Source organism: Prochlorococcus marinus str. MIT 0918, assembly GCF_027359415.1.
Classification (GTDB): domain Bacteria; phylum Cyanobacteriota; class Cyanobacteriia; order PCC-6307; family Cyanobiaceae; genus Prochlorococcus_E; species Prochlorococcus_E marinus_C.
This window is the reverse complement of sequence record NZ_CP114780.1, coordinates 490,812-510,215: the sequence shown is the minus strand read 5'-3', so window position 1 is coordinate 510,215 and position 19,404 is coordinate 490,812. Positions and strand designations below refer to the sequence as shown.

The 19,404-nt window shown below is 30.9% G+C and carries 19 protein-coding genes and 1 tRNA gene; 10 read left to right on the top strand and 10 right to left on the bottom strand.

The features are described from left to right. Window positions 1-131: 131 nt before the first annotated feature. The gene (locus O5636_RS02705) at window positions 132-1,178 is read right to left on the bottom strand and encodes an EpsG family protein (RefSeq protein ID WP_269623086.1); all 1,047 of its coding nucleotides are present in this window, start codon (window positions 1,176-1,178) and stop codon (window positions 132-134) included. Between the two features lies 1 nt (window position 1,179). Next, on the bottom strand, window positions 1,180-2,250 hold the full coding sequence (locus O5636_RS02700) for an acyltransferase family protein (protein ID WP_269623085.1): 1,071 nt from the start codon (window positions 2,248-2,250) through the stop codon (window positions 1,180-1,182). Between the two features lie 279 nt (window positions 2,251-2,529). Between O5636_RS02700 and O5636_RS02695 the strand changes: the two genes are divergently transcribed. Beyond that, on the top strand, window positions 2,530-3,258 hold the full coding sequence (locus O5636_RS02695) for a YdcF family protein (protein WP_269623084.1): 729 nt from the start codon (window positions 2,530-2,532) through the stop codon (window positions 3,256-3,258). A gap of 23 nt (window positions 3,259-3,281) precedes the next feature. Here O5636_RS02695 and O5636_RS02690 read toward each other — a convergent pair whose 3' ends face one another. Further along, window positions 3,282-3,875 carry a restriction endonuclease gene (locus tag O5636_RS02690; RefSeq protein ID WP_269623083.1) on the bottom strand — a complete coding sequence of 198 codons (594 nt, stop codon included), beginning with the start codon at window positions 3,873-3,875 and terminating at the stop codon, window positions 3,282-3,284. Window positions 3,876-4,139: 264 nt separating this feature from the next. Beyond that, window positions 4,140-5,072 (bottom strand): UDP-glucuronic acid decarboxylase family protein, encoded by a 933-nt coding sequence (locus O5636_RS02685; protein WP_269623082.1) that lies wholly within the window; start codon window positions 5,070-5,072, stop codon window positions 4,140-4,142. Window positions 5,073-5,258: 186 nt separating this feature from the next. Here O5636_RS02685 and O5636_RS02680 point away from each other — a divergent pair, with 186 nt between their 5' ends. From O5636_RS02680 to O5636_RS02665, 4 genes are all read left to right on the top strand, one after another. Next, the gene (locus O5636_RS02680; RefSeq protein WP_269623081.1) at window positions 5,259-5,852 is read left to right on the top strand and encodes a methyltransferase domain-containing protein; all 594 of its coding nucleotides are present in this window, start codon (window positions 5,259-5,261) and stop codon (window positions 5,850-5,852) included. 169 nt (window positions 5,853-6,021) lie between these two features. Beyond that, entirely contained in the window at window positions 6,022-6,708 is a 687-nt protein-coding gene (locus O5636_RS02675; protein WP_269623080.1) for a glycosyltransferase family 2 protein, read from the top strand. 45 nt (window positions 6,709-6,753) lie between these two features. After that, window positions 6,754-8,073, top strand: coding sequence for a hypothetical protein (locus tag O5636_RS02670; RefSeq protein ID WP_269623079.1), 1,320 nt, complete (start codon window positions 6,754-6,756; stop codon window positions 8,071-8,073). Window positions 8,074-8,237: 164 nt separating this feature from the next. Beyond that, complete coding sequence (locus tag O5636_RS02665) at window positions 8,238-8,606, top strand: DUF7326 family protein (RefSeq protein WP_269623078.1); 369 nt, start codon at window positions 8,238-8,240, stop codon at window positions 8,604-8,606. A 258-nt stretch (window positions 8,607-8,864) separates the two neighbouring features. On the opposite strand, the gene O5636_RS02660 is transcribed toward O5636_RS02665, so the two are convergent. Continuing rightward, window positions 8,865-8,949: transfer RNA gene (locus O5636_RS02660), tRNA-Ser, on the bottom strand. Between the two features lie 381 nt (window positions 8,950-9,330). Then, the gene (locus tag O5636_RS02655; RefSeq protein ID WP_269623077.1) at window positions 9,331-9,708 is read right to left on the bottom strand and encodes a LapA family protein; all 378 of its coding nucleotides are present in this window, start codon (window positions 9,706-9,708) and stop codon (window positions 9,331-9,333) included. A gap of 219 nt (window positions 9,709-9,927) precedes the next feature. Between O5636_RS02655 and pstC the strand changes: the two genes are divergently transcribed. The 4 genes from pstC to O5636_RS02635 all read left to right on the top strand — a co-directional run bounded on the left by pstC (window position 9,928) and on the right by O5636_RS02635 (window position 13,124). Then, window positions 9,928-10,878 (top strand): phosphate ABC transporter permease subunit PstC, encoded by a 951-nt coding sequence (pstC, locus tag O5636_RS02650; RefSeq protein ID WP_269623076.1) that lies wholly within the window; start codon window positions 9,928-9,930, stop codon window positions 10,876-10,878. Then, the gene (gene pstA, locus O5636_RS02645) at window positions 10,878-11,771 is read left to right on the top strand and encodes a phosphate ABC transporter permease PstA (protein ID WP_269623075.1); all 894 of its coding nucleotides are present in this window, start codon (window positions 10,878-10,880) and stop codon (window positions 11,769-11,771) included. Before pstC ends, pstA begins: the two co-directional genes overlap by 1 nt. An 8-nt stretch (window positions 11,772-11,779) precedes the next feature. After that, window positions 11,780-12,601, top strand: a complete 822-nt coding sequence (gene pstB / locus O5636_RS02640) for a phosphate ABC transporter ATP-binding protein PstB (protein ID WP_269623074.1) — start codon at window positions 11,780-11,782, stop codon at window positions 12,599-12,601. Between the two features lie 328 nt (window positions 12,602-12,929). After that, window positions 12,930-13,124 carry a hypothetical protein gene (locus tag O5636_RS02635; RefSeq protein ID WP_269623073.1) on the top strand — a complete coding sequence of 65 codons (195 nt, stop codon included), beginning with the start codon at window positions 12,930-12,932 and terminating at the stop codon, window positions 13,122-13,124. A gap of 72 nt (window positions 13,125-13,196) precedes the next feature. Here the strand turns inward: O5636_RS02635 and O5636_RS02630 are convergent, their stop codons facing one another. Continuing rightward, window positions 13,197-13,451 carry an RNA recognition motif-containing protein gene (locus O5636_RS02630; protein ID WP_269623072.1) on the bottom strand — a complete coding sequence of 85 codons (255 nt, stop codon included), beginning with the start codon at window positions 13,449-13,451 and terminating at the stop codon, window positions 13,197-13,199. Between the two features lie 208 nt (window positions 13,452-13,659). Next, a complete protein-coding gene (nrdJ, locus tag O5636_RS02625; protein ID WP_269623071.1) occupies window positions 13,660-15,996 on the bottom strand; it encodes a ribonucleoside-triphosphate reductase, adenosylcobalamin-dependent in 2,337 nt (778 codons plus the stop codon). 112 nt (window positions 15,997-16,108) lie between these two features. Between nrdJ and O5636_RS02620 the strand changes: the two genes are divergently transcribed. After that, complete coding sequence (locus O5636_RS02620; protein WP_269623070.1) at window positions 16,109-16,804, top strand: class I SAM-dependent methyltransferase; 696 nt, start codon at window positions 16,109-16,111, stop codon at window positions 16,802-16,804. Window positions 16,805-16,813: 9 nt separating this feature from the next. Here O5636_RS02620 and O5636_RS02615 read toward each other — a convergent pair whose 3' ends face one another. Both O5636_RS02615 and O5636_RS02610 read right to left on the bottom strand, forming a co-directional pair. Next, window positions 16,814-18,088 carry a M16 family metallopeptidase gene (locus tag O5636_RS02615; RefSeq protein ID WP_269623069.1) on the bottom strand — a complete coding sequence of 425 codons (1,275 nt, stop codon included), beginning with the start codon at window positions 18,086-18,088 and terminating at the stop codon, window positions 16,814-16,816. Beyond that, entirely contained in the window at window positions 18,085-19,284 is a 1,200-nt protein-coding gene (locus tag O5636_RS02610; protein WP_269623068.1) for a M16 family metallopeptidase, read from the bottom strand. Before O5636_RS02610 ends, O5636_RS02615 begins: the two co-directional genes overlap by 4 nt. Between the last annotated feature and the right edge of the window lie 120 nt (window positions 19,285-19,404).

Genomic DNA, 19,404 nt, shown 5'->3' with positions numbered 1-19,404 from the left:
TATAGATTATTGGAAGTTTATTTTGTCAGGTTTTTGTTATTCTATGGAAAGAAATTTTTAAAATCATATTATTAACTTATGAATTAATTGATTTATTAAATCTTAACTCTTCAACATAAAGTTTATTTTCATTATCCAAAAAGCCATGTATTATAAGGTGAATAGCAAAATTGAACTTGCCAACTAAAAATAGACCATACTACAAATACTATAGTTATTAAGGCTTGCATGAGGAAGTATATGTTTTCCGAATTATTCTTAAGCAAGCTTGGTACTTGAGAAGCTATTATTGATAAGAATATAAATAAATAATAGCCAAGCCTATCAGCAATTGTTGGAATTATATAAGACATTAGGAATATAGCTATCATGCAATAAGTAGATAGGTTAATTAATGGAAAACTTTTAGGAAGTTTCATCTTCCATAGATTCTTTAGAGATAGTTGGAAGTACCCGCCAAATAAGAATAGAACTAATGTTCTGTATATTGCTCCTTTTGAATCCTCCCCAAGACCCTCAGCTCCATAACGATATATTGCTAGTTCATATGCAGAAGAACTGAATATAAATAAAGCAAAAGCAATTAGAAAAGGAGATGCAAATAGCCAAGCCTTTTTAGTATCTTTCCAAAAGAGTAAAGGAATAAAGCCAATGAAAATCATCCCACTACTGTGAAATTGGGAGGCAGTTAAAAACCATAGAAAGGAGAATAAGAAACGACGCTCAAGTAGTTCATTAATACCAAAAAAAGCAACTCCCATAGCCAATGCTTGTCTTGTGGCAGACATAGGAAGAGCAAATATAAGAAAAGGAAATGAAAAAGCTAATATTGCGGCTGGGTTATTAAATCTTCGTGCAAGTTTCCAAAACCCTGAAAAGAATACAATTGAAGTAATGACATTTAAGCTCTCATAAGGGAGATTTAGATTATTTAGTGTTATTACTAATGCCCAATAGAATTTATTAATCCAAGGACCAGATTCTCCCACTGTAGATTCAATATTACCATATTGAAATTCATAAGCTAAGTAATCACAGCCTACTTCATGTCTAAAACCAACAAAAAAGGTAAGGAAAATAATCCCTACCGTAAAGAGTTTCCTTGATTTTGAAGGGCTTTTACTGCCTTCCCATCCAAACCAGAAAAATATTATTATAAGTAGGTAATAGAGCCACATATTATTTTCTTAGTAATAATTGGGAAGAAGTAGTTGATAAAAACATAACACTAATAAAGATAATAATAATTCTAAATGGTTCAAATAGGTTTACAAGGAATGGAGAAGTATTAAGTGGGTAAAGAAAAAACATATGAGTTAAGTATATACCTAATGAGTAACTTCCTATATCTCTAAAAAATATTTTACATAAAGATGATTCTGATGTAAATGATATTATCTTAAAAACTGTAGATACATAGAAAATAAGTGAAAAATAATTTATTATATCCCATGGTAGTGGAACTTTTAAATGAGCTAAGTTATTATAGCCACCAGGTAATCCATTAAAACTTAAAATTAAGAATATTATTATTAAAGTAATTCTAACAATAATTTTTGACTTCTTCTCTAACAAGTTAAATATATTTATTATAAAAAAAGAAAGAACTATTAGACTAATAGAATAGCTTGCAATTCCAATCCATGATGGAGAAGAGTATTGTAGATACTTAGTAGATAAACCACCTATAAAAGAAAAGATAATTAGGGAAAATATTCTAAGTAAATTGTTATACGCATATTTTTTAATTAACATTCTAATAGTAACAAGACCTGTTATTGCATACATAAACCAAAAAAGCTCGAGTCCAGTACTTAGATCAAAATATTTAACATTACCAGTTATTAAAGCCATAAAGTAATTCGAAAATACTGACGATATATTTGATAGATTATTCTTTTCAATGAGAAATTGAAAGATTAGAAATGCTATTATTGTTATTGGAATTAAGAGCCCTAAATATCGTTTACATATAATATAAAATTCTTTGAAGCTAAATTTATTAGTTGTTTTTAACATGGAAATCATTAAAAATGAGATCACATGAAAATTATATATAGTTGCTGTAAAAGCCTTATATTCAGGAGAAAATGAATCTATATGACCTAGAACAACAAGGCATATTAGAATACCTCTGGCGGTCCTTATTCCATCTTGTGTTAGGCCTGAATTTAAGAAGGTTAGAGATTGATCAAACTCTGGCAGTAAAGAGAAGCTTCTCTTAGCATTAAATTTAATTTGATTTTTCACTTTATTAAAGATGGATTAGTTAATTAGCTTTTCTGTAGATTAAAGTCATTGATAACCTAGCAATCCCATAAAAGATATTTAATTATATTATTGTTCGAATTAATTCTTTATACCCTAGCATTACCTCCTCAATTAATCCATGCTAAAGTAAAGTTTTTTTAGATTTGGAGAGTATTTAGCTTGTTTTCTTTCAATTTAAATTATTATTTATAGGATTTATTATACTAATAACTAGCTTTGGTTATTTATTTATTAAGTAAATTTCTGCCATTGCTTGTTATGCCACTTGGTATATTCTTATTTTTGGTTGTCCTATTTCAACTTAAAAAATCCAAATGGATTATTCCTACAGCTATTTCTATAATTTGGCTTTCAAGCATAGGAATAGTTTCTGAGTTGCTTTGGAAATGGATTGAATCCCCCTGGGAAAGGTTGAAAATAGAACAAATAACCAAAGCAGATGCAATAGTTGTATTGAGTAGTGCACGACATTTGCCACCTGGCAAAACAAGAATATATGAATGGAATGACCCAGATAGATTTATAGCAGGCATTGAACTTTTTAAAGCTGGTAAAGCTTCTAATTTGTTTTTTACTGGAGGAATGAGCCCATACTCTCCAGAATTACCACCAGAAGGAAGTATCTATATTAAAGAAGCTATTTTGTTAGGAGTACCTTCAAATAATCTTTTTAGTACTCCACCAGTGAGGAATACATCCGAAGAAGCTTTAGAGATTAGGAAGTTATTAGAGAATAATATTAAAAATAAAACACCTAAAATTATCCTTGTTACTAGTGCTTATCATATGAAAAGAGCAAAGGTGGTTTTTGAAAGACAAGGGCTTAATATCTTTCCTTTCCCAGTTGATTTTCTAACTAAGGGAATCTTATCCAATAATAGATTTATAAACCCATATATGTGGATTCCTAATGCAGATTCATTAAATAAAACATCTATAGCTCTTCGTGAGTTAATAGGGAGAATAATATATCGAAGCCTAATTTAGGCCTAATAAAATAAATACTTATCTTAAATAATTTTTTTTAAATAATGTAACTCTAAATCACTAATTAGAGTTACATTGCTGGCTCTTGCTAGCTCAATAGCTGAATTAGTAAAACCAGATTTCCCTACAACAACAGCATGAGTTCCTTTATAAAAGCTTTTACCTGCTATTATCTCTTGCACAGCTTTGTTACCGATTGGCTTCTTTAAATATTTGCACTGAATACATACTTTCAGGTTATTTATATGACCAATTAGATCAACACCTTGATCACCTGTTTTTCTAGTTTCAATAACCTCCCAACCATATTTCAATAGTATCTCTTTGCAATACCTTTCATATTCTAATCCATCCATCGATTTTGGATAACACCTTATTTGTAAATCTACTTCACTAGTTATTTTTTCTATTTGTTCTAATGAATAAGCTATTAGAATTGACATTAATCTATCATCATTAGTATTTATATTCATAATTAAACTCAGTTTTGGCAATAAGACTTTTTGAATAAAGTAATCCCTACCTAATGATTTTCCTTCTTTTTTTCCTATCCACTTAGACTCATCAATTATTCCATATGGATCAACAGAGGTTAATTTACGTTTTTCATTGCACAATGCAATTCTATTACTGTTAATAATAGAATTAATATTGGGCTTAACTTTCTCTAAAATATAGATCCTATAAATTATAGTAAGGAACCTAATCAATAGGCTTATAATATATTTAACTATCAATAGTATAATACTAGCTAATAATAATGCCAGAAGAAGGTACTGATTATAGAATGTTATTCCAATTATTAGAGGAAAGATGAAATATAAAAAATTATTTTTTGACAACAATATTCTCCTTAATATAATAAATTAATAAATAAGTATCTAATTAGCATTGAAATTATCTTTGAAATATTTGATGGTTTGATTTAAACCTTGGTCTATATTTATTGATGGCTCCCAATTAAGAAGTCTTTTTGCTAAATCAATTACAGGTTTCCTTTTTATGGGATCATCTTCTGGTCGAGGGAGTCGTTTTGTAATTAGTTTGCAATTAATTTTTTTGATAATTAAGTTGGATAACTCTAATATTGTGTATTCTTCAGGGTTGCCAAGATTGATAGGTCCTATATGATCAGATTTCATTAGGAGTATCAACCCTTCAATTAGATCATCTATATAACAAAAGGAACGAGTCTGATTCCCATCACCGTATATAGTTAAGGGTTTTTGTAAAAGTGATTGACAAATAAAATTACTTATTACTCGACCATCATTAGGAAGCATTCTAGGACCGTAAGTGTTAAAGATTCTTGCTATACGAACTTCTGTTTTATGTACTCGTAAATAATTAAAGCAAAGAGATTCTGCAATTCTTTTGCCTTCGTCGTAGCAACTTCTTATTCCTATAGGATTTACAGATCCTTGATAACTCTCAGGTTGAGGATGAATTTCAGGATCTCCATATACTTCACTTGTACTTGCCAATAAAAGCCTGGCTTTTGTTCTTCTTGCCAGCCCAAGCATATTGTATGTCCCTAGAAAACAAGTTTTGGCGGTTTTAATTGGGTTGCTTTGATAATGCTTTGGTGATGCAGGGCATGCTAAGTGCCAAATTCGATCTACTTCCAATTGAATAGGATCGACTATGTCATGCTTTATTAATTTAAAGCGCTCATTATTTTGCCATTGTTCTATATTTTGTTCTCTTCCAGTACTTAAGTTGTCTATACAAATCACCTCCTCTCCTGAGTTCATCAGTCTATCTATCAAATGGGATCCCACAAACCCACTACCCCCTGTGACTAAATTTTTCAAAAAATGGTAACTAACTACTATTTATTATATGATATTTAAGTCGTATTTACTTACGTTATTAACAAATATATAGTGGCTTCATAAGCTCTATTCATAATTACAAATAGTTATTTTACTTTATTAACTATTAAAATATTTGTTATTATCTAAATTTATTTATGGATTTATATAATTTCATTCTTTTTTATGAAATATACAACTCAATTAGCTCCTTTAGAAAAGTTTTTATCAACTAGAAGATCTAATAGGATTAAAAGAAGATATAATAATGGTAGAGAAATTATATTAAATAAAAAAGTTCTAGATTTTGGTTGTGGTTTAAGTGGTTGGACAGCTAGTGCATTTGTTAATAAAGCAAGTATTGTTCATGGAATGGATACATCACTTATAAAGACGAAAATCTTAAATAATGGAGTTTCATTATTCCCGAATTTTAATTTGTTACCGTTTTCTGATTATCAAGTAATTACATCATTTGCTGTTTTTGAACATATTTATCCTTATGATCTTATATATATATTGAATAAAATTTATAATATTAGTACAAATGATGCTATTATTTTTGCAACAACACCTACACCTCTTTCAAAACCAATACTAGAGTTTTTATCATTTCGGCTAAAATTGATTGATTCCAGTCAGATAAAAGATCATAAGATCTATTACGATAATTTGTGGCTTAAATATATCCTTTCTAATACAGCATGGGAGATAGAAACTTATTCAAAATTTCAATTTGGTTTAAATTCTCAATTTATCTTAAAAAAGAAATTCAAATAATTAAATTTAAATAATAGATTATGAAGAAACCTTTATTTATATTTTATGTCTCTATAATAATTATTTAACAGAAAATGCTTGTTGAATAATTTTATGTAAGTCTGTAATCTGCTATAATCTTAATAATTTAATTTACAAACTAATTAATTTGTAGTTTGATTACTTTTCAATGAAACTAAGTGTAATTATTCCTTGCTATAATGAGGTTAGAACTATTAATAGAATAATAGATGCTGTAAAAAAATCTTCAGTGATAAATCAAGAAATTATTGTTGTAGATGATGGTTCTGATGATGGTACAACTCAGATTTTAAAAAACATTTCTGACCCTGAACTTAATATATTATTTCACACAAAGAATAGAGGTAAAGGAGCAGCTATTAGAACAGGAATATCTGAAGCAACTGGCGACATATGTATTATTCAAGATGCAGATTTAGAATATGACCCTCAAGAGTATTCTTTAATGATAGAGCCTATTATTTCAGGAAAAGCAGATGTAGTATTTGGAAGTCGTTTTAAAAGTAGTAGACCCCATCGTGTAGTTTATTTCTGGCATTCAGTCGGCAATGGTTTTTTAACTCTTCTAAGTAATATCTTCACAGATTTAAATCTCTCAGATATGGAAACTTGTTATAAGGCTTTTAGATCCGAAATAATTAAGTCAATAATTATTAGAGAAAATAGATTCGGATTTGAACCTGAGATAACAGCTAAGTTGTCAAAGATGAACGTTAGAATTTATGAGACAGGTATTTCTTACTACGGAAGAAGATATGATGAAGGTAAGAAAATTGGTTGGAAGGATGGTGTTTGGGCTGTATATTGTATTTTTAGATATAATCTCTTTAATTAGACCTAATGCAATTCTTAATCTAATACAATTACCTTTTCTATTACTATGAATATAATTTTAGAAGTTATAATGTTTAATTTAGTAAAATCTCTAGAGTTTGATTATTTAACATCAAAAGCAAAGAAAAATATTCTCAACCTTTTATTTTATTCTTTAATAGCATTAGGATTGATCTTTAATATATATTATGGTCAATTTCTTTCTGATTCTACAGTTTCTTTTGGATACCATACATTATCTCTTTTTATTCCATATTTCTTCTCAATGGTATATATAGCCTTTGCTATATTTTTTCATAAATATAATAGATCTAATTTCTTATTATCTGTTCTACTTTTCTTTTTGCTTCTATTGCCTATACTCTCTTTTTTAAGTGATCCAATTACTTATTTACAAGATGATGCTGCCAGATATAGTATATATGCACAGAATATGATAGAAAACAATACTTTATGGGGCTCTGATGGTCTTCTATACCCAGGAGTTTTGAATTATGTGGATCAACCAGGGTATAGGTATTGGGTAGCATTAAATAGACTTATCTTTGGTAATGAAACTCGTGGGATGCAAATTTTTGAATGTGTAATACATTTTTTATCAGTTAATATACTTTTATTAATACTAAAATCTAGAATATCTACTAGAGACTTTAAAATCTTAGTTCTTTATTTCTTATTATCTACTCCTTATACAATAAAAAATATACTTATGGGACTTACCGAATGGTTTTTGATAGTAATATTTTTCTTATCAATCATATTCTTTTTAATTAACAAGCCTATATTGGCTACTATTGGCTGTGCGTTAATGCCTTTTGTTAGACAAAATATATTCATATTCTCTTTCTTATTTTTGCTTATTATTATTTTTAAGTATAGAAATATTCTTTTATCTTTACCCTATTTGGTAATACTATTTTTACCTGTTTACCATAATCTCTATTTCGCTAATAAATTCCAGCTATTAGTAGATGGTAAAGGCTTTATCACGACAATCGAATATCATAATATAACAATACAAAAGCTTATAGAGTTTATCCCTCCATTTAAATTGATTTTGCCTATATTTCAAAGAGTAATAGATTATATAGGTATCAATAACAGTGTAGATCTTCTTGGTTTTCTTATAGCTATTGTTTTTGTACCTATAGGCACATTTTTAATAATATCCTTACTATATAGATTTAGCGATCTTTATTTATTTTATTCTTTATTAATAATATGTAGTCTTGTATTACCCACTTTATTTTTTGGTTGGGCATATTATCCAAGATTTATTTATGTTAACCAAACATTATCTATGCTTTCTCTTATTATCTATTATTATTATTTTCAGAATACAAAGCATTTAAATACCCTAGCCTAGATTTAAATCAGTTTGTCGCTTATCTATGTTATATATCTTTCGTACACTACAACCTATTTAAATTATAATTTATCTTATGATTATATCCTTTCGTTAAATCAAGTTGATAATTTTATTATCAACTTGAATCATTTAGTATTGTATTATAAAAATTCCTAACTACTTTGACTAAAGAAGAGATTTCCTTTAAAGATCTACGAAGTTACGAGTTGGATAAATTAAAAGACATCTACATCACCAAACGTCTCAATACGATGTCTGTTGAGGAACTCAAGGATTTTGTCAAATCTATTTTGGTAGATCAAATTAAGGGTACTGTTGGAAGAGAAGAAGAAAAGGAAGCCTGGACAGAAATGAAGGATTTTTTTGAAGAAGATTTTTATAATCAAATCAAGTCTATAAAAATTGATAATAAATCAGAGGAGGCAGTCTTATTAACCCCAGAAGAACAAGAATTTAATAAAAGGATTAAATATTTGGAAGAACGTAAGAAAGAAGAGAGTGAAAAGACTCATGATATGTGGACTGATTAGCTATATTTCCTCTTCAGCGACCATCAACATTCCTTAATAATATAAAACCTTTCAGTTTAAAAATATTTTTTGACAATTATCTCTTTTCATTAGTATTGACTTAGTAAAACTATTTAAACTTAATATGTTTCATAAGAAAATACGAACTTATATTAAACTCGATCAATTAAGTATTTTGCCGTAAAGAATCCTTCTTATTAATCTGTTTAGCATTTTTAAATATTTTTAATTACATGAGATTTCTTGAAATTTTTAAAGCGGAGGGGGTGGGATTCGAACCCACGGAGGCTCGCACCTCGCTGGTTTTCAAGACCAGAGCCATCAACCACTCGACCACCCCTCCAAATTGGACAGTTAAAAACTGTCGTTTCTATTCTAGCAACCTTTCTTTCATATTTTTAAATCTCATAGCCTATTAGAATTTGCTTAACTTAGTTTGATTCATTTAGAAAATTAGAATTCCTTATAGATTATTGATTTATTATTGAATATAGTAATATATATAATTTTTATAATTTACTCTAATAATATTCTACTTACCTTGTTTAATAATTAAATAGGATTTTGATCATATATTTATCTATAGTTATGAATTGCGACATGATTAATTAATTATTTTGCTAATAAAAACTAAGTATTGATAATCTATTTCACCTTTTATACATAAGAAAAGATGGGAAGTTGCCTTGCCCATCTTATTAGTTATTTAATTTAGAATTCTTTATTAAGCAACTTCTTTGTCAAGGGTGGATTCTTTCTCACTAGAGAAGTTACTCATACTCATAAATGGCAAAATATTATTTTGCTTTGTCTTTAATCTGTTTAAATCAATTTCTAAGTCCTTCATTCTACTTTTAGTCTCTTGTAATTCTTTGATCTCGTTCCCTCTTAACTTGTCAGTCCAGCTGGCAAAAAGCCATGCTCCACAAGCACCTACACCAGATGAAATAATCACTAATGCTGCTATGGGAAGTGACCCTGAGACACCCGGAATTATGTTGATAGTTGTAGAGGCAGTATTTTCTAAAGTAAAATAAGCAGTTAATAGTGCAAGAGCGAACATTAAGGCAAAGTTGACTGCTTTCAAGTTAGTTTGTTGCATTAAAAAAATAGAATCAAATAAAAATTAAGTACTTTATAGATTTAATGCAATAGAAAAAAACTAAAAGTTATATCAAAAATCAGCTTTTCCTTGCATTCTTTGAAAGTGACTAACTTATCTATACGAAAAGAAATGTTTATTCCAAATTATTTGTAAAAGAACTTATTTGATAAAAAAATATTTATATTTGATAGATTTATAGTACTCATAGTTACAAAAGTGACAATTGAGAGCGAGCAAAGGTTTCTGCTTAAGAAGAGACAGCCTTTAGAAAAGCTAACAGACAAAGCTTTTAAGCTGTTTACTCTTGTAATGGCATCTACAGTTTCAATTGTCTTATTAGGTATTTTTATAGTTATTTTTTATGAATCACTTGACTCAATGAGTCGATATGGATTTGAGTTTCTAACAACATCTGCTTGGGATCCTGTATCAGATGAATATGGAGCATTTACGGCTATTTATGGTACTTTGATAACCTCATTATCTTCTTTACTAATAGCTGTCCCACTTGGGGTAGGCGCTGCAATTTTTATCACCGAAGATATTATTCCTAAAAAGATAAGAGATATAATTGGTTTAATGGTTGAACTATTGGCTGCTATCCCTTCAGTAGTTCTTGGATTATGGGCAATATTTGTAATGGAGCCTTTTATAAGACCTTTCTTAACTTTGCTTTATAAAGCATTTGGTTGGATTCCTTTTTTTAGTACAGAACCTATTGGACCTGGACTTGCTCCTGCAATATTAATTTTGGTAGTAATGATTCTTCCTATTATTACTTCAATATCAAGAGATTCAATTAATCAGGTTCCTAATAGTTTAAGAGAAGCAGCCTATGGAATTGGTTCGACTAGATGGGTAGCTATTTTTAATGTTATTCTTCCCGCAGCTATATCAGGTATAGCTGGTGGAGTCTTACTTGGACTTGGGAGAGCAATGGGAGAAACCATGGCAGTCACAATGATTATTGGGAATTCAAATAGTTTTAATTGGTCTCTACTTTCACCTGGATACACAATATCAGCAATGTTGGCTAATCAATTTGGAGAAGCAGATGGAAGTCAAGTCTCATCTTTAATGTATGCAGCCTTTGTTCTTATGTTATTAACATTAATAGTGAATATATTTGCACAGTTTATAGTAAAGAAATTAAGTTTAAAATATTAATGAATAGATCAAAACTTACATACAATCTTAATTCTAAAAGGAATTTATATGAGAGATTATTTACTATAATATCTGCTCTATTTGCAATTATTGCTGTTATACCACTTATTTCAGTAATTGTATATGTAATTATTAAAGGAGGTTCTCAAATTAATCTTGATATTTTATTGTTAGAACCTGAACCACCAGGGGATGATATGTTTTCAGCTGGAGGAATTGGACCGGCAATTGTGGGGACCTTAATTATATCTACTATTGCTTCATTAATATCTATACCAATTGGGGTTGGAGGTGGAATTTATTTAGCTGAATATTCCAAAGGAGGTGCATTCTCTAAATTTATTAGATTTGGAACTAATGTTCTAGCAGGAGTTCCTTCTATTATTGCAGGTGTATTTATTTATGCTGTGATAGTAGCAACTAAAATACTTTTTGGAAGTACTTTTAGTGGCATTGCAGGAGGTATGGCATTGTCTATTTTAATGCTACCAACAGTTATTAAAACTACAGATGAAGGACTTAAGTTAGTATCAGATGATCTAAGGAAAGGAGCATTAGGTATAGGTGCTTCTATGTTCACAACAGTTGTAAAAATAACTTTACCTGCAGCTTTTAGAACTATATCTACAGGGATTGTTTTGGGCTTAGCTAGAGCTGCTGGCGAAACAGCACCATTACTTTTTACGGCATTATTTTCTCGTTATTACATAACAGGTTTTGGAGACTTGTTTTACGAAATGGCTTCTCTTTCTGTTCTTATTTATAACTTTGCCTTGGAGCCATATCAAGCTCAAAATGAACTTGCATGGGCAGCTTCTTTTGTACTAGTTATTATATTATTGGCCATGAATATTATTTCTAGATATGTTAGCCATATTACCTCTGAGGGATAATATGAAAAATGAATAGTACTAATACGCTATCCAAAGAATCTTCTGGTCAAGAGACTTCAATTTCACTTCAAAATGTAACTATAAGTTATCGAGATTCGGATGCAGTTAGGAATGTATTTTGCGATATTCCTAAAGGAAAAGTAACGGCACTAATAGGTCCTTCTGGTTGTGGCAAGTCTACTATTCTTAGGTCTTTAAATCGAATGAACGATTTAATTGCAGGTTGCCAGCTTAAGGGAAAAATATTATTTGAAGGTATTGATTTATATTCTTTAGATATTGATCCTGTAGAAGTAAGAAGAAAAATTGGAATGGTTTTTCAACAACCAAACCCTTTTCCAAAAACAATTTTTGAAAATATCGCTTTTGGGGCAAGAATTAATGGATTTAATGGAGATATGGATGATTTAGTAGAACAATCGCTAAGAAAAGCTGCAGTATGGGATGAATGTAAAGATAAATTGAAAGAAAGTGGATACTCATTATCAGGAGGCCAACAGCAAAGATTATGTATTGCTAGGACAATTGCAATAGAGCCAGATGTAATTTTAATGGATGAACCTTGTTCAGCTTTAGATCCTATATCTACAATAAAAATCGAAGAAACTATTCATGAACTTAAAAAGAAATATACAATTATTATTGTTACGCATAATATGCAACAGGCTTTAAGAGTTAGTGATATGACAGCATTCTTCAATGCTTCTAAGAAAGAAGGTTCTCATGATGGGAAAGTTGGATATTTGGTAGAATTTGGCGAAACAAAAAAGATATTTAATGCTCCAGTTCAAAAGGCTACAAAAGATTATATATCAGGGAAATTTGGTTAATTATTCAAAATATATATTAATTATATCTTTTTAAATAATAAAATTTTTAGTTGTCTTTCTTGCAGATTCAAATTATAACCAGTTAAGCATTATAGACTTGATTATAAGATTTAGTTTTTTAAAACTAGGTCTTTAGGCTTTTGCAATCTTTAGATTTACCTATTCTCAAAATATCTATGCAAAGTATTTTTCCGCAGGAGAACGGCATGAATCCTAGTTTTAAAGGATAAAGTCCTTGACTTATTGATTTCTCTGCGTAACAAGGCAAAATAATTAATGCATTTTGATTGATCCTTGTGTCATAATCCTTACGAATAAACAAGTTTTCATGGCTAGTACAAAGAGTGATCAATCACGATTTTTAGGCGATCTGCCTATGTCAGGAGAGATATCAGAGAAAGAGAAGGTCCGTTATATTTCTCATTTGATGTTTTTCATAGGATGTGGATTGTTTTCTTTCGGTATTTGGGCTTTAACTGGATTTACTTCTTCAACCGGAGCCTCTGGACCCTTCCCTTTTTAAGCAAGGATAAGGATTCACAAGAGGGTATTCTTAAATTATCAATCTGCTAGAAAAAGAATTTCTATATAGTTTTTAACCTTTTTCTATTCTTTCATCTCTATTTTGGAGCAAGGTTTCAAACCATTTTGAAGCTGTGCTCCTAGATATTGATCTATTTCTAAGCAATTGGCATATAACTGCGTAAAGCGGTCCTGCATTGACTGTTTTGTCAAACCATCTTTCAAAGGCCAAGATTTCATCTTTAGTATTGCAAGCTCTTAGTTGATCAATAATTGCGTCATTAGTGCTTTTACTTAGAATTTCCACTTGTTTATGAGTAGTTGTCATCTTTTTTACTGAATTAATATTGTCCTTTCTCTACCATTAGCTATTTATCGGTGATTTGCCATCGTAATTTCTGCTTTTTATAACTAACTACATATATATTCTCTTATGAATTTCAAATAGACTTGATAAACCTCCTTTGTTGGTAAATATAATTATCAATGGTAAAATAAACTTTTTCGACTTTCTGCAGTTGTTAATATGATTATTACTATTGAGGTTTAGATAAAGGTAGTAAGCATTTATCAGAATCACAACCTGCAGGACCTGCTTCAGTTAATTCACCTTGGTCATAGAGACTTAGAGAATCAAAGAAATTCTTAGATACTCGCCTTTTTAGAACTTCAGATTGAAGTTCATTAAAGGTTTTTTCGTCTATTGGTTCAAAAGGAAGCCTTGGGAATGTCGCATTTGCATCAAATCTCGCAAGTAAAGCGGCAGATATATATCCGTTATTGTTATCTATTGTTTTAAAAATTGCTTCGGAAAGCTCCTCTATTTCATTTTCACGAAATTCTATAGTTGCAGAAGTATTATGTTCAGTATAAAAAGTTTGAACTTGCATATAGAAATCGAATTGTGCGAGAGCCGAGAAGTTGTTTATCTCTATTTCATCTGCTCCAGGGATATTGGCCCAGCTAACTTCTGTTGGTATTTCAACAAGCCACTCTGTACATCTTGGATCGAATGGATCATCTAGCAGTCTGCCTTGATCATCTTTATCTGATTGAGATGGAACAATGGTGTAGCCATAATCCATACATGCCATTGCTACAGGATCAGATTTTCTAAAAGTAATTCTTCTTATAAATCTTTGAGCTTTTGGTGGATGCCATCCTGGAGCTGCTCCAGTTAATAAGCTTTTAGTTCCTGCAGGTTGAACAGTTGTACATCTATTTGGTCTACGTAAGTTATGTTTGTCGCAATATTCCCAAACTGTTTGGTTGACAACATCTTTCCAACTTTTTAAATATTCTTTTTCTTTAATTTTAAACTCCTGCCCTTCTTTTGAATCAGGTCGACCTTGCTCCCACCATTTAAGCCATGGGGTTCCAAACGCGTGAACAAAGAAATCAAATAAACCTGTAAAGCTAACACCAACTATTGGGTCTAATTGTCTACTTTTTCTATAGCGATCAATTTCAAATCGGTGATTTAATAGGCATGCAACTGAAAGAGCTGCTGCTTTGAATGCATTAGTTTGTCCTTCTTTGTCAGAAGGATTTATTTGATTTAGATGGACTTCTGCAAGGTTGCAATGAAAATCTGCTCCAAGAATCTCTCCACATGGGTTGAGTCCATATCTGCCAAGGCGATGTTCTAATTCATATGGCTCAATAGGACCAAAGGTGTTTTGTAACCATTTTGATGATTCTGCTTTACCTTCTTCGCAATAGATTTTGATGAATTGATCTTTTAGTTTTTTTGTAGTTAAAAGATCAGCGTTTGATCTAGCTATTGCTTCAGGAGCAAATTGGATAGCACCTTCTCCAGAATGAAATTGTTTTGTTACGGCATCATTTATTTCTTTAAGAGAAGGACGGCTGTGATACACGCGCGTGTGATTAGCCATTCGAAGGGCATCCCTTTCTGGATCAATTCTCCAATTTCCATTCGAATCTTGTTGCCACAAATTTTCTTTAGCAGATGAAGCTAGAAAATCATTAGAAGAGAATTGGCGCATGCCTGCACTTCTTCTAATATTTCCTGCAACAATTGTCACTGCTGCTTCATCTATAAGTAAACAGCATTCAACTGAAGTTAGTTGCCTGCCTATGCCTTTAGTGAGAATGTCTGCAACTCGAGGGTATAAGTCTTTTAATTTCACTGGATTAGCCATTCCACCAAACCCTTTAAGTGATTCACCTGCTGGCCTTACATCTGTTAGATCTATGTTTACCTCAACTGTATTTCCATTGAATTGAGGATCACTGCTCAATTCTAAGAGGGTTCGATAGCTTTCCACCCAACCTCTGCGGCTATCACCAACTTTTATAGAAACAGTGTTCTTGTTTATTGTTTTAGTTGTATGTTCCTGACGCAGACTATCTTTTGTAATTCCTATGTTAGATACAGAATTTATTTGGATTCGATTAAGAATAATTGGTAATTGATTGATTAAATGAGGTTCAATAATCGCACCTGTTCCGCAGCCCATCATTGCCAAATCCATCATTAGGGCAAATGCTTCCCAGTCAATGAGATTTGTTGATGTGCAATTATATGCCCCTGAAAAATTTTTTTCTTTATTAATCCAATCTGTTCCACCAATCCATAACCATCTTCCTGAAGGTAGAGCTTTCTTTTCTGATTGCATTCTTTGCATTAGATCAACTTCGCTTTTAGTTAAGCTTCCTAGTTGAACTAGTCCCTCAAGATTTCTTGTACTTACTTGTTCCCAGCTTTCACGACCTAAAGGTGTTTTTCGGCTATAAGTCCTATAAAAGACAGGATTTGCAGCAGGAGCACTTTTAGGAAAATCTTTACTTGCTCCCTCTGTTGATGAATACGAAGCACCAATGTCTTGTTTGCTAGTTGCTAAGGACAAAATCTTTTTCTGTAAGTATTAAGCACACTAACCCCATCGCTAGCGCAAGCAACTAATTTTTACCACCAGTGACAGTGTCTATTATAAAAACAAGTGATATCCGCAATTTATTGTGCAACGTGTTACAGAGCCAGAGTTGATGCAGGACCTCTTTCAGGTGCAGGCTTATGCAGAAAATGACTTTTCAGAAGTTAATGAGAAATTTTTGGGGGCTGTTGAGAAATGTATAAATAAATTTAGAAAAACTTTAGATTCAAGTGTTTTAATGATTGATCTTGGATGTGGTCCTGGTCAAATCTCTGAAAAAATAGCTTGTAGGTGGCCAAAGGCAAATGTTATTGGTGTTGATGATTCTCAGGAGATGCTTAATTTTGCAAGAAGAAGAAAGAATCTAAATCCAAAAGCTTCATTGTTGGAAGGCTTGTCTTATAGAAAAGTAAATATTTCATCAATTGCTAAAGGTACAAATGGGCTTTTAAAATGTGCTGATGTCGTAGTTAGCAATAGTCTTATTCACCATATTCACGATCCTAAAATATTTTGGGATTGTTTAATGAATATCTCTAAAAAAGGAAGCATTCATTTTCATCGAGATTTACGTAGACCTGATTCTTATCAAGAAGCAATCTCTTTACAAAAGAAGTATATGCCTGATGCTCCAGCGATTCTTAGCAGGGATTTTTTAGCATCATTAAAAGCAGCTTTTACTGTTAATGAAATTAAAAGTCAATTATATCTCTATAAGTTCAAAAATTTTGATGTTATAGAAGTTGATGATAGATATTTAGATATAATTGGTTTCCTTTAGAAAAAATCTTTAATAAATACTTGTTTTATTATTTATAAAATAATTTATCCAATATTCCTTTAACTTTTCTATTGATGATTGAGGCCCAGATAGGCTAATCTTAGGGCTCTTTAGATAAAGATTTGCAATTTCAATAATATCTTCTCTAGTAATTTGATTAATCTTTAAGAGTGAATTAATATCATGATCTTCATACATATTTATGCCTAGTAAATGCGCTTTTCTATCTGCTTTCTGGCTTATAGTTTGTGAATTATGTGCCATATTCCCTCGGTACTTAGCTTTTGCTAATTCTAATTCATCATGGGAAATCTTGTTTTTTAATGTATTCAACCAACATTCAATTAGGATTTTAAGTGTTGTTAATCCTTTTTCTTTTGTTGTTGATGCATGAATTAAAAATGGCGCCTCATACTCTCTTATAGGATGATAAATACCAACATCATAAGCCAATCCATTCTTTTCTCTAAGCATCTTAAAAAGTACACTTGACATTCCTATTCCTAAATGACAATTAAGGAGTCTTAGTATTAAATCATTTTCATGAGAATGGGGTATGGTTGTTGTTCCTAAAAGTATTATTATCTGACCTGTATTCTCAAAGTTATATATAATAGAATCGTTATTCGAAGATTTTTTTATTAGTGGTTTGATGTAATTATTTGAATAGTTTTTATTAGTTGATAAACTATCCTTAGAAATATTAGAAAACTCATCTAAAATATTGTTAGGAAGTGAACCTGAAGCTACTAATACTTTTTTTCTAGACCGTAGCATCTTTGATAGTTCAAGTAGATCTTCTCTTGTTATACCCTTAAGATCTTCAGATACACCTAAAATATCATGACTATAAGGATGGTTGCCATAAGATATTTTTTTCCATTGATTAAACGCTATATGAAAAGAATTCTCTTTATTCCTATTGATTGTTTGGATTAATAATTTCCTTTCTAAATTCATATGATTAACTTCTATCAAAGGCTCTATAATCATCCATTTAAGTATTGGCAATAGGTAAGAGCTGCTTTTTGTCATACATTTCATGCTTATCATTATTCCATCTTCGTAAGTTTCTGATAAAAGAACAGCACCGTTCCCTTCTACAACATCAGCTATAGTGGTTGAATTGTATGGACCACACCCCCTGGTTAATAATGTACTAAGTAGATAATGTATCCCTTTTTTCTTAAAAGGATCTGCTCTACTTCCTTCTCTAATCCAAAGTTTTATGGATAATATCCCTGGAGATTTGCAAGGGTTTAAAATTACTTTTAATGATTTCATTTATTAACTGGCCTTGATATTAATGTAAAACTATTTTCTAATTGAAGCTGCTTAAATATTAAATCTTTTATGTTATTAGCATTCCAACTGTCAATATATTTTAATGGTTCCAATAATTGCTGATGTCTGTTCCAAAGGACTTGAGAGCCTGCTATAGCTGCTATCTGTGATGGCAACTCTAAACTAAAACACAAACTATTTGTTACTAATTTCTTAGCACGCATTAGTTCTTTACTTGTAACTTCATTGCATAGATAGTTTCGAAGTATTAACTGGATTTCACTCTCAACGGCATTAATATTTTCTTCTAAACAACAAACTTCTAAAATATAAAGACCACCTTGCTCTAGAGCTGTTATATCCATATATATCGACTCAACTATTTGTAATTCTTCTCGTAACCGTTTTATGAAAATACTATTACGACCTTCTGCTAATAAAGATGTAACGATATCTGCCCCCATAATCATCATTTGATCTTTTGCAGGTGATAAAGGCCAAGCAATTGTTAAACGTACTGATTCTAATCTTGGGATTTCGATTTCTTTTCTACCAGTTTTGAATATAAGATTGGATATCTTATTTTCTAATGGATTAAGAATAGAGTGATAATTGATTCTTGTGAGGTCACTTTTTTCTAAGATTTCAAGAATATTTTCAGGAATAACCCCTGCAATAGATATAGCCATATTTGAAGTTTGATATTGTCTTTTATGGAATTCACTCATTTCATTGGGACTGCTTGCCAAAAGAGTTTTTTCAAGTCCTAATATTGATCGTCCATAAGCATGGCTCCCCCAGCAATTTTTTAGAAGACATTGAAAAACTTGTTCTTCTGGTTGGTCTTTATGTTGTGCAATTTCTTCCAGTACAACTTGTCTTTCTAAAGAATATGCAGTTTTGTCAAGAGCAGGATTTAAGACAAGGTTTGTTAAAAGATCGATTGCTGTGATTACATTTTCAGGTGGAACCAGAACGTAATAATGGACATCATCAAAACCAGTTGCAGCATTACTGCTTCCCCCTAATGCTTCTATCTGTTTATCAAATTCGCCTTCTTTTAGTTTGCTACTGCCTTTAAAAACCATATGCTCTAAAAAATGCGCTAACCCCTCTTCACCTTCTTTTTCATAGAAACTACCAGCTTTGCACCATAAATCTAGACAAGTTAGAGGTGAATCAGGCATTTGAGCCATTACTAAGCTCGTCTTGTTTCGAAGGACTAAATGATGAGTATTTGGGGCTTGGAGTGAATTTTCCAGAGTCTGTAATTAAAGTTCCATTGTGATCCTTTTTCGCATAGTGTTGTGTAATTG

Bases quoted from the DNA above. Each gene is read 5' to 3' on its own strand.
- O5636_RS02705 (WP_269623086.1), bottom strand. From the start codon at position 1,178: ATGTGGCTCTATTACCTACTTATAATAATATTTTTCTGGTTTGGATGG.
- O5636_RS02695 (WP_269623084.1), top strand. From the start codon at position 2,530: ATGCCACTTGGTATATTCTTATTTTTGGTTGTCCTATTTCAACTTAAA.
- O5636_RS02680 (WP_269623081.1), top strand. From the start codon at position 5,259: ATGAAATATACAACTCAATTAGCTCCTTTAGAAAAGTTTTTATCAACT.
- O5636_RS02675 (WP_269623080.1), top strand. From the start codon at position 6,022: ATGAAACTAAGTGTAATTATTCCTTGCTATAATGAGGTTAGAACTATT.
- O5636_RS02670 (WP_269623079.1), top strand. From the start codon at position 6,754: ATGAATATAATTTTAGAAGTTATAATGTTTAATTTAGTAAAATCTCTA.
- O5636_RS02655 (WP_269623077.1), bottom strand. From the start codon at position 9,708: ATGCAACAAACTAACTTGAAAGCAGTCAACTTTGCCTTAATGTTCGCT.
- pstA (WP_269623075.1), top strand. From the start codon at position 10,878: ATGAATAGATCAAAACTTACATACAATCTTAATTCTAAAAGGAATTTA.
- pstB (WP_269623074.1), top strand. From the start codon at position 11,780: ATGAATAGTACTAATACGCTATCCAAAGAATCTTCTGGTCAAGAGACT.
- O5636_RS02635 (WP_269623073.1), top strand. From the start codon at position 12,930: ATGGCTAGTACAAAGAGTGATCAATCACGATTTTTAGGCGATCTGCCT.
- O5636_RS02630 (WP_269623072.1), bottom strand. From the start codon at position 13,451: ATGACAACTACTCATAAACAAGTGGAAATTCTAAGTAAAAGCACTAAT.
- O5636_RS02615 (WP_269623069.1), bottom strand. From the start codon at position 18,088: ATGAAATCATTAAAAGTAATTTTAAACCCTTGCAAATCTCCAGGGATA.
- O5636_RS02610 (WP_269623068.1), bottom strand. From the start codon at position 19,284: ATGGCTCAAATGCCTGATTCACCTCTAACTTGTCTAGATTTATGGTGC.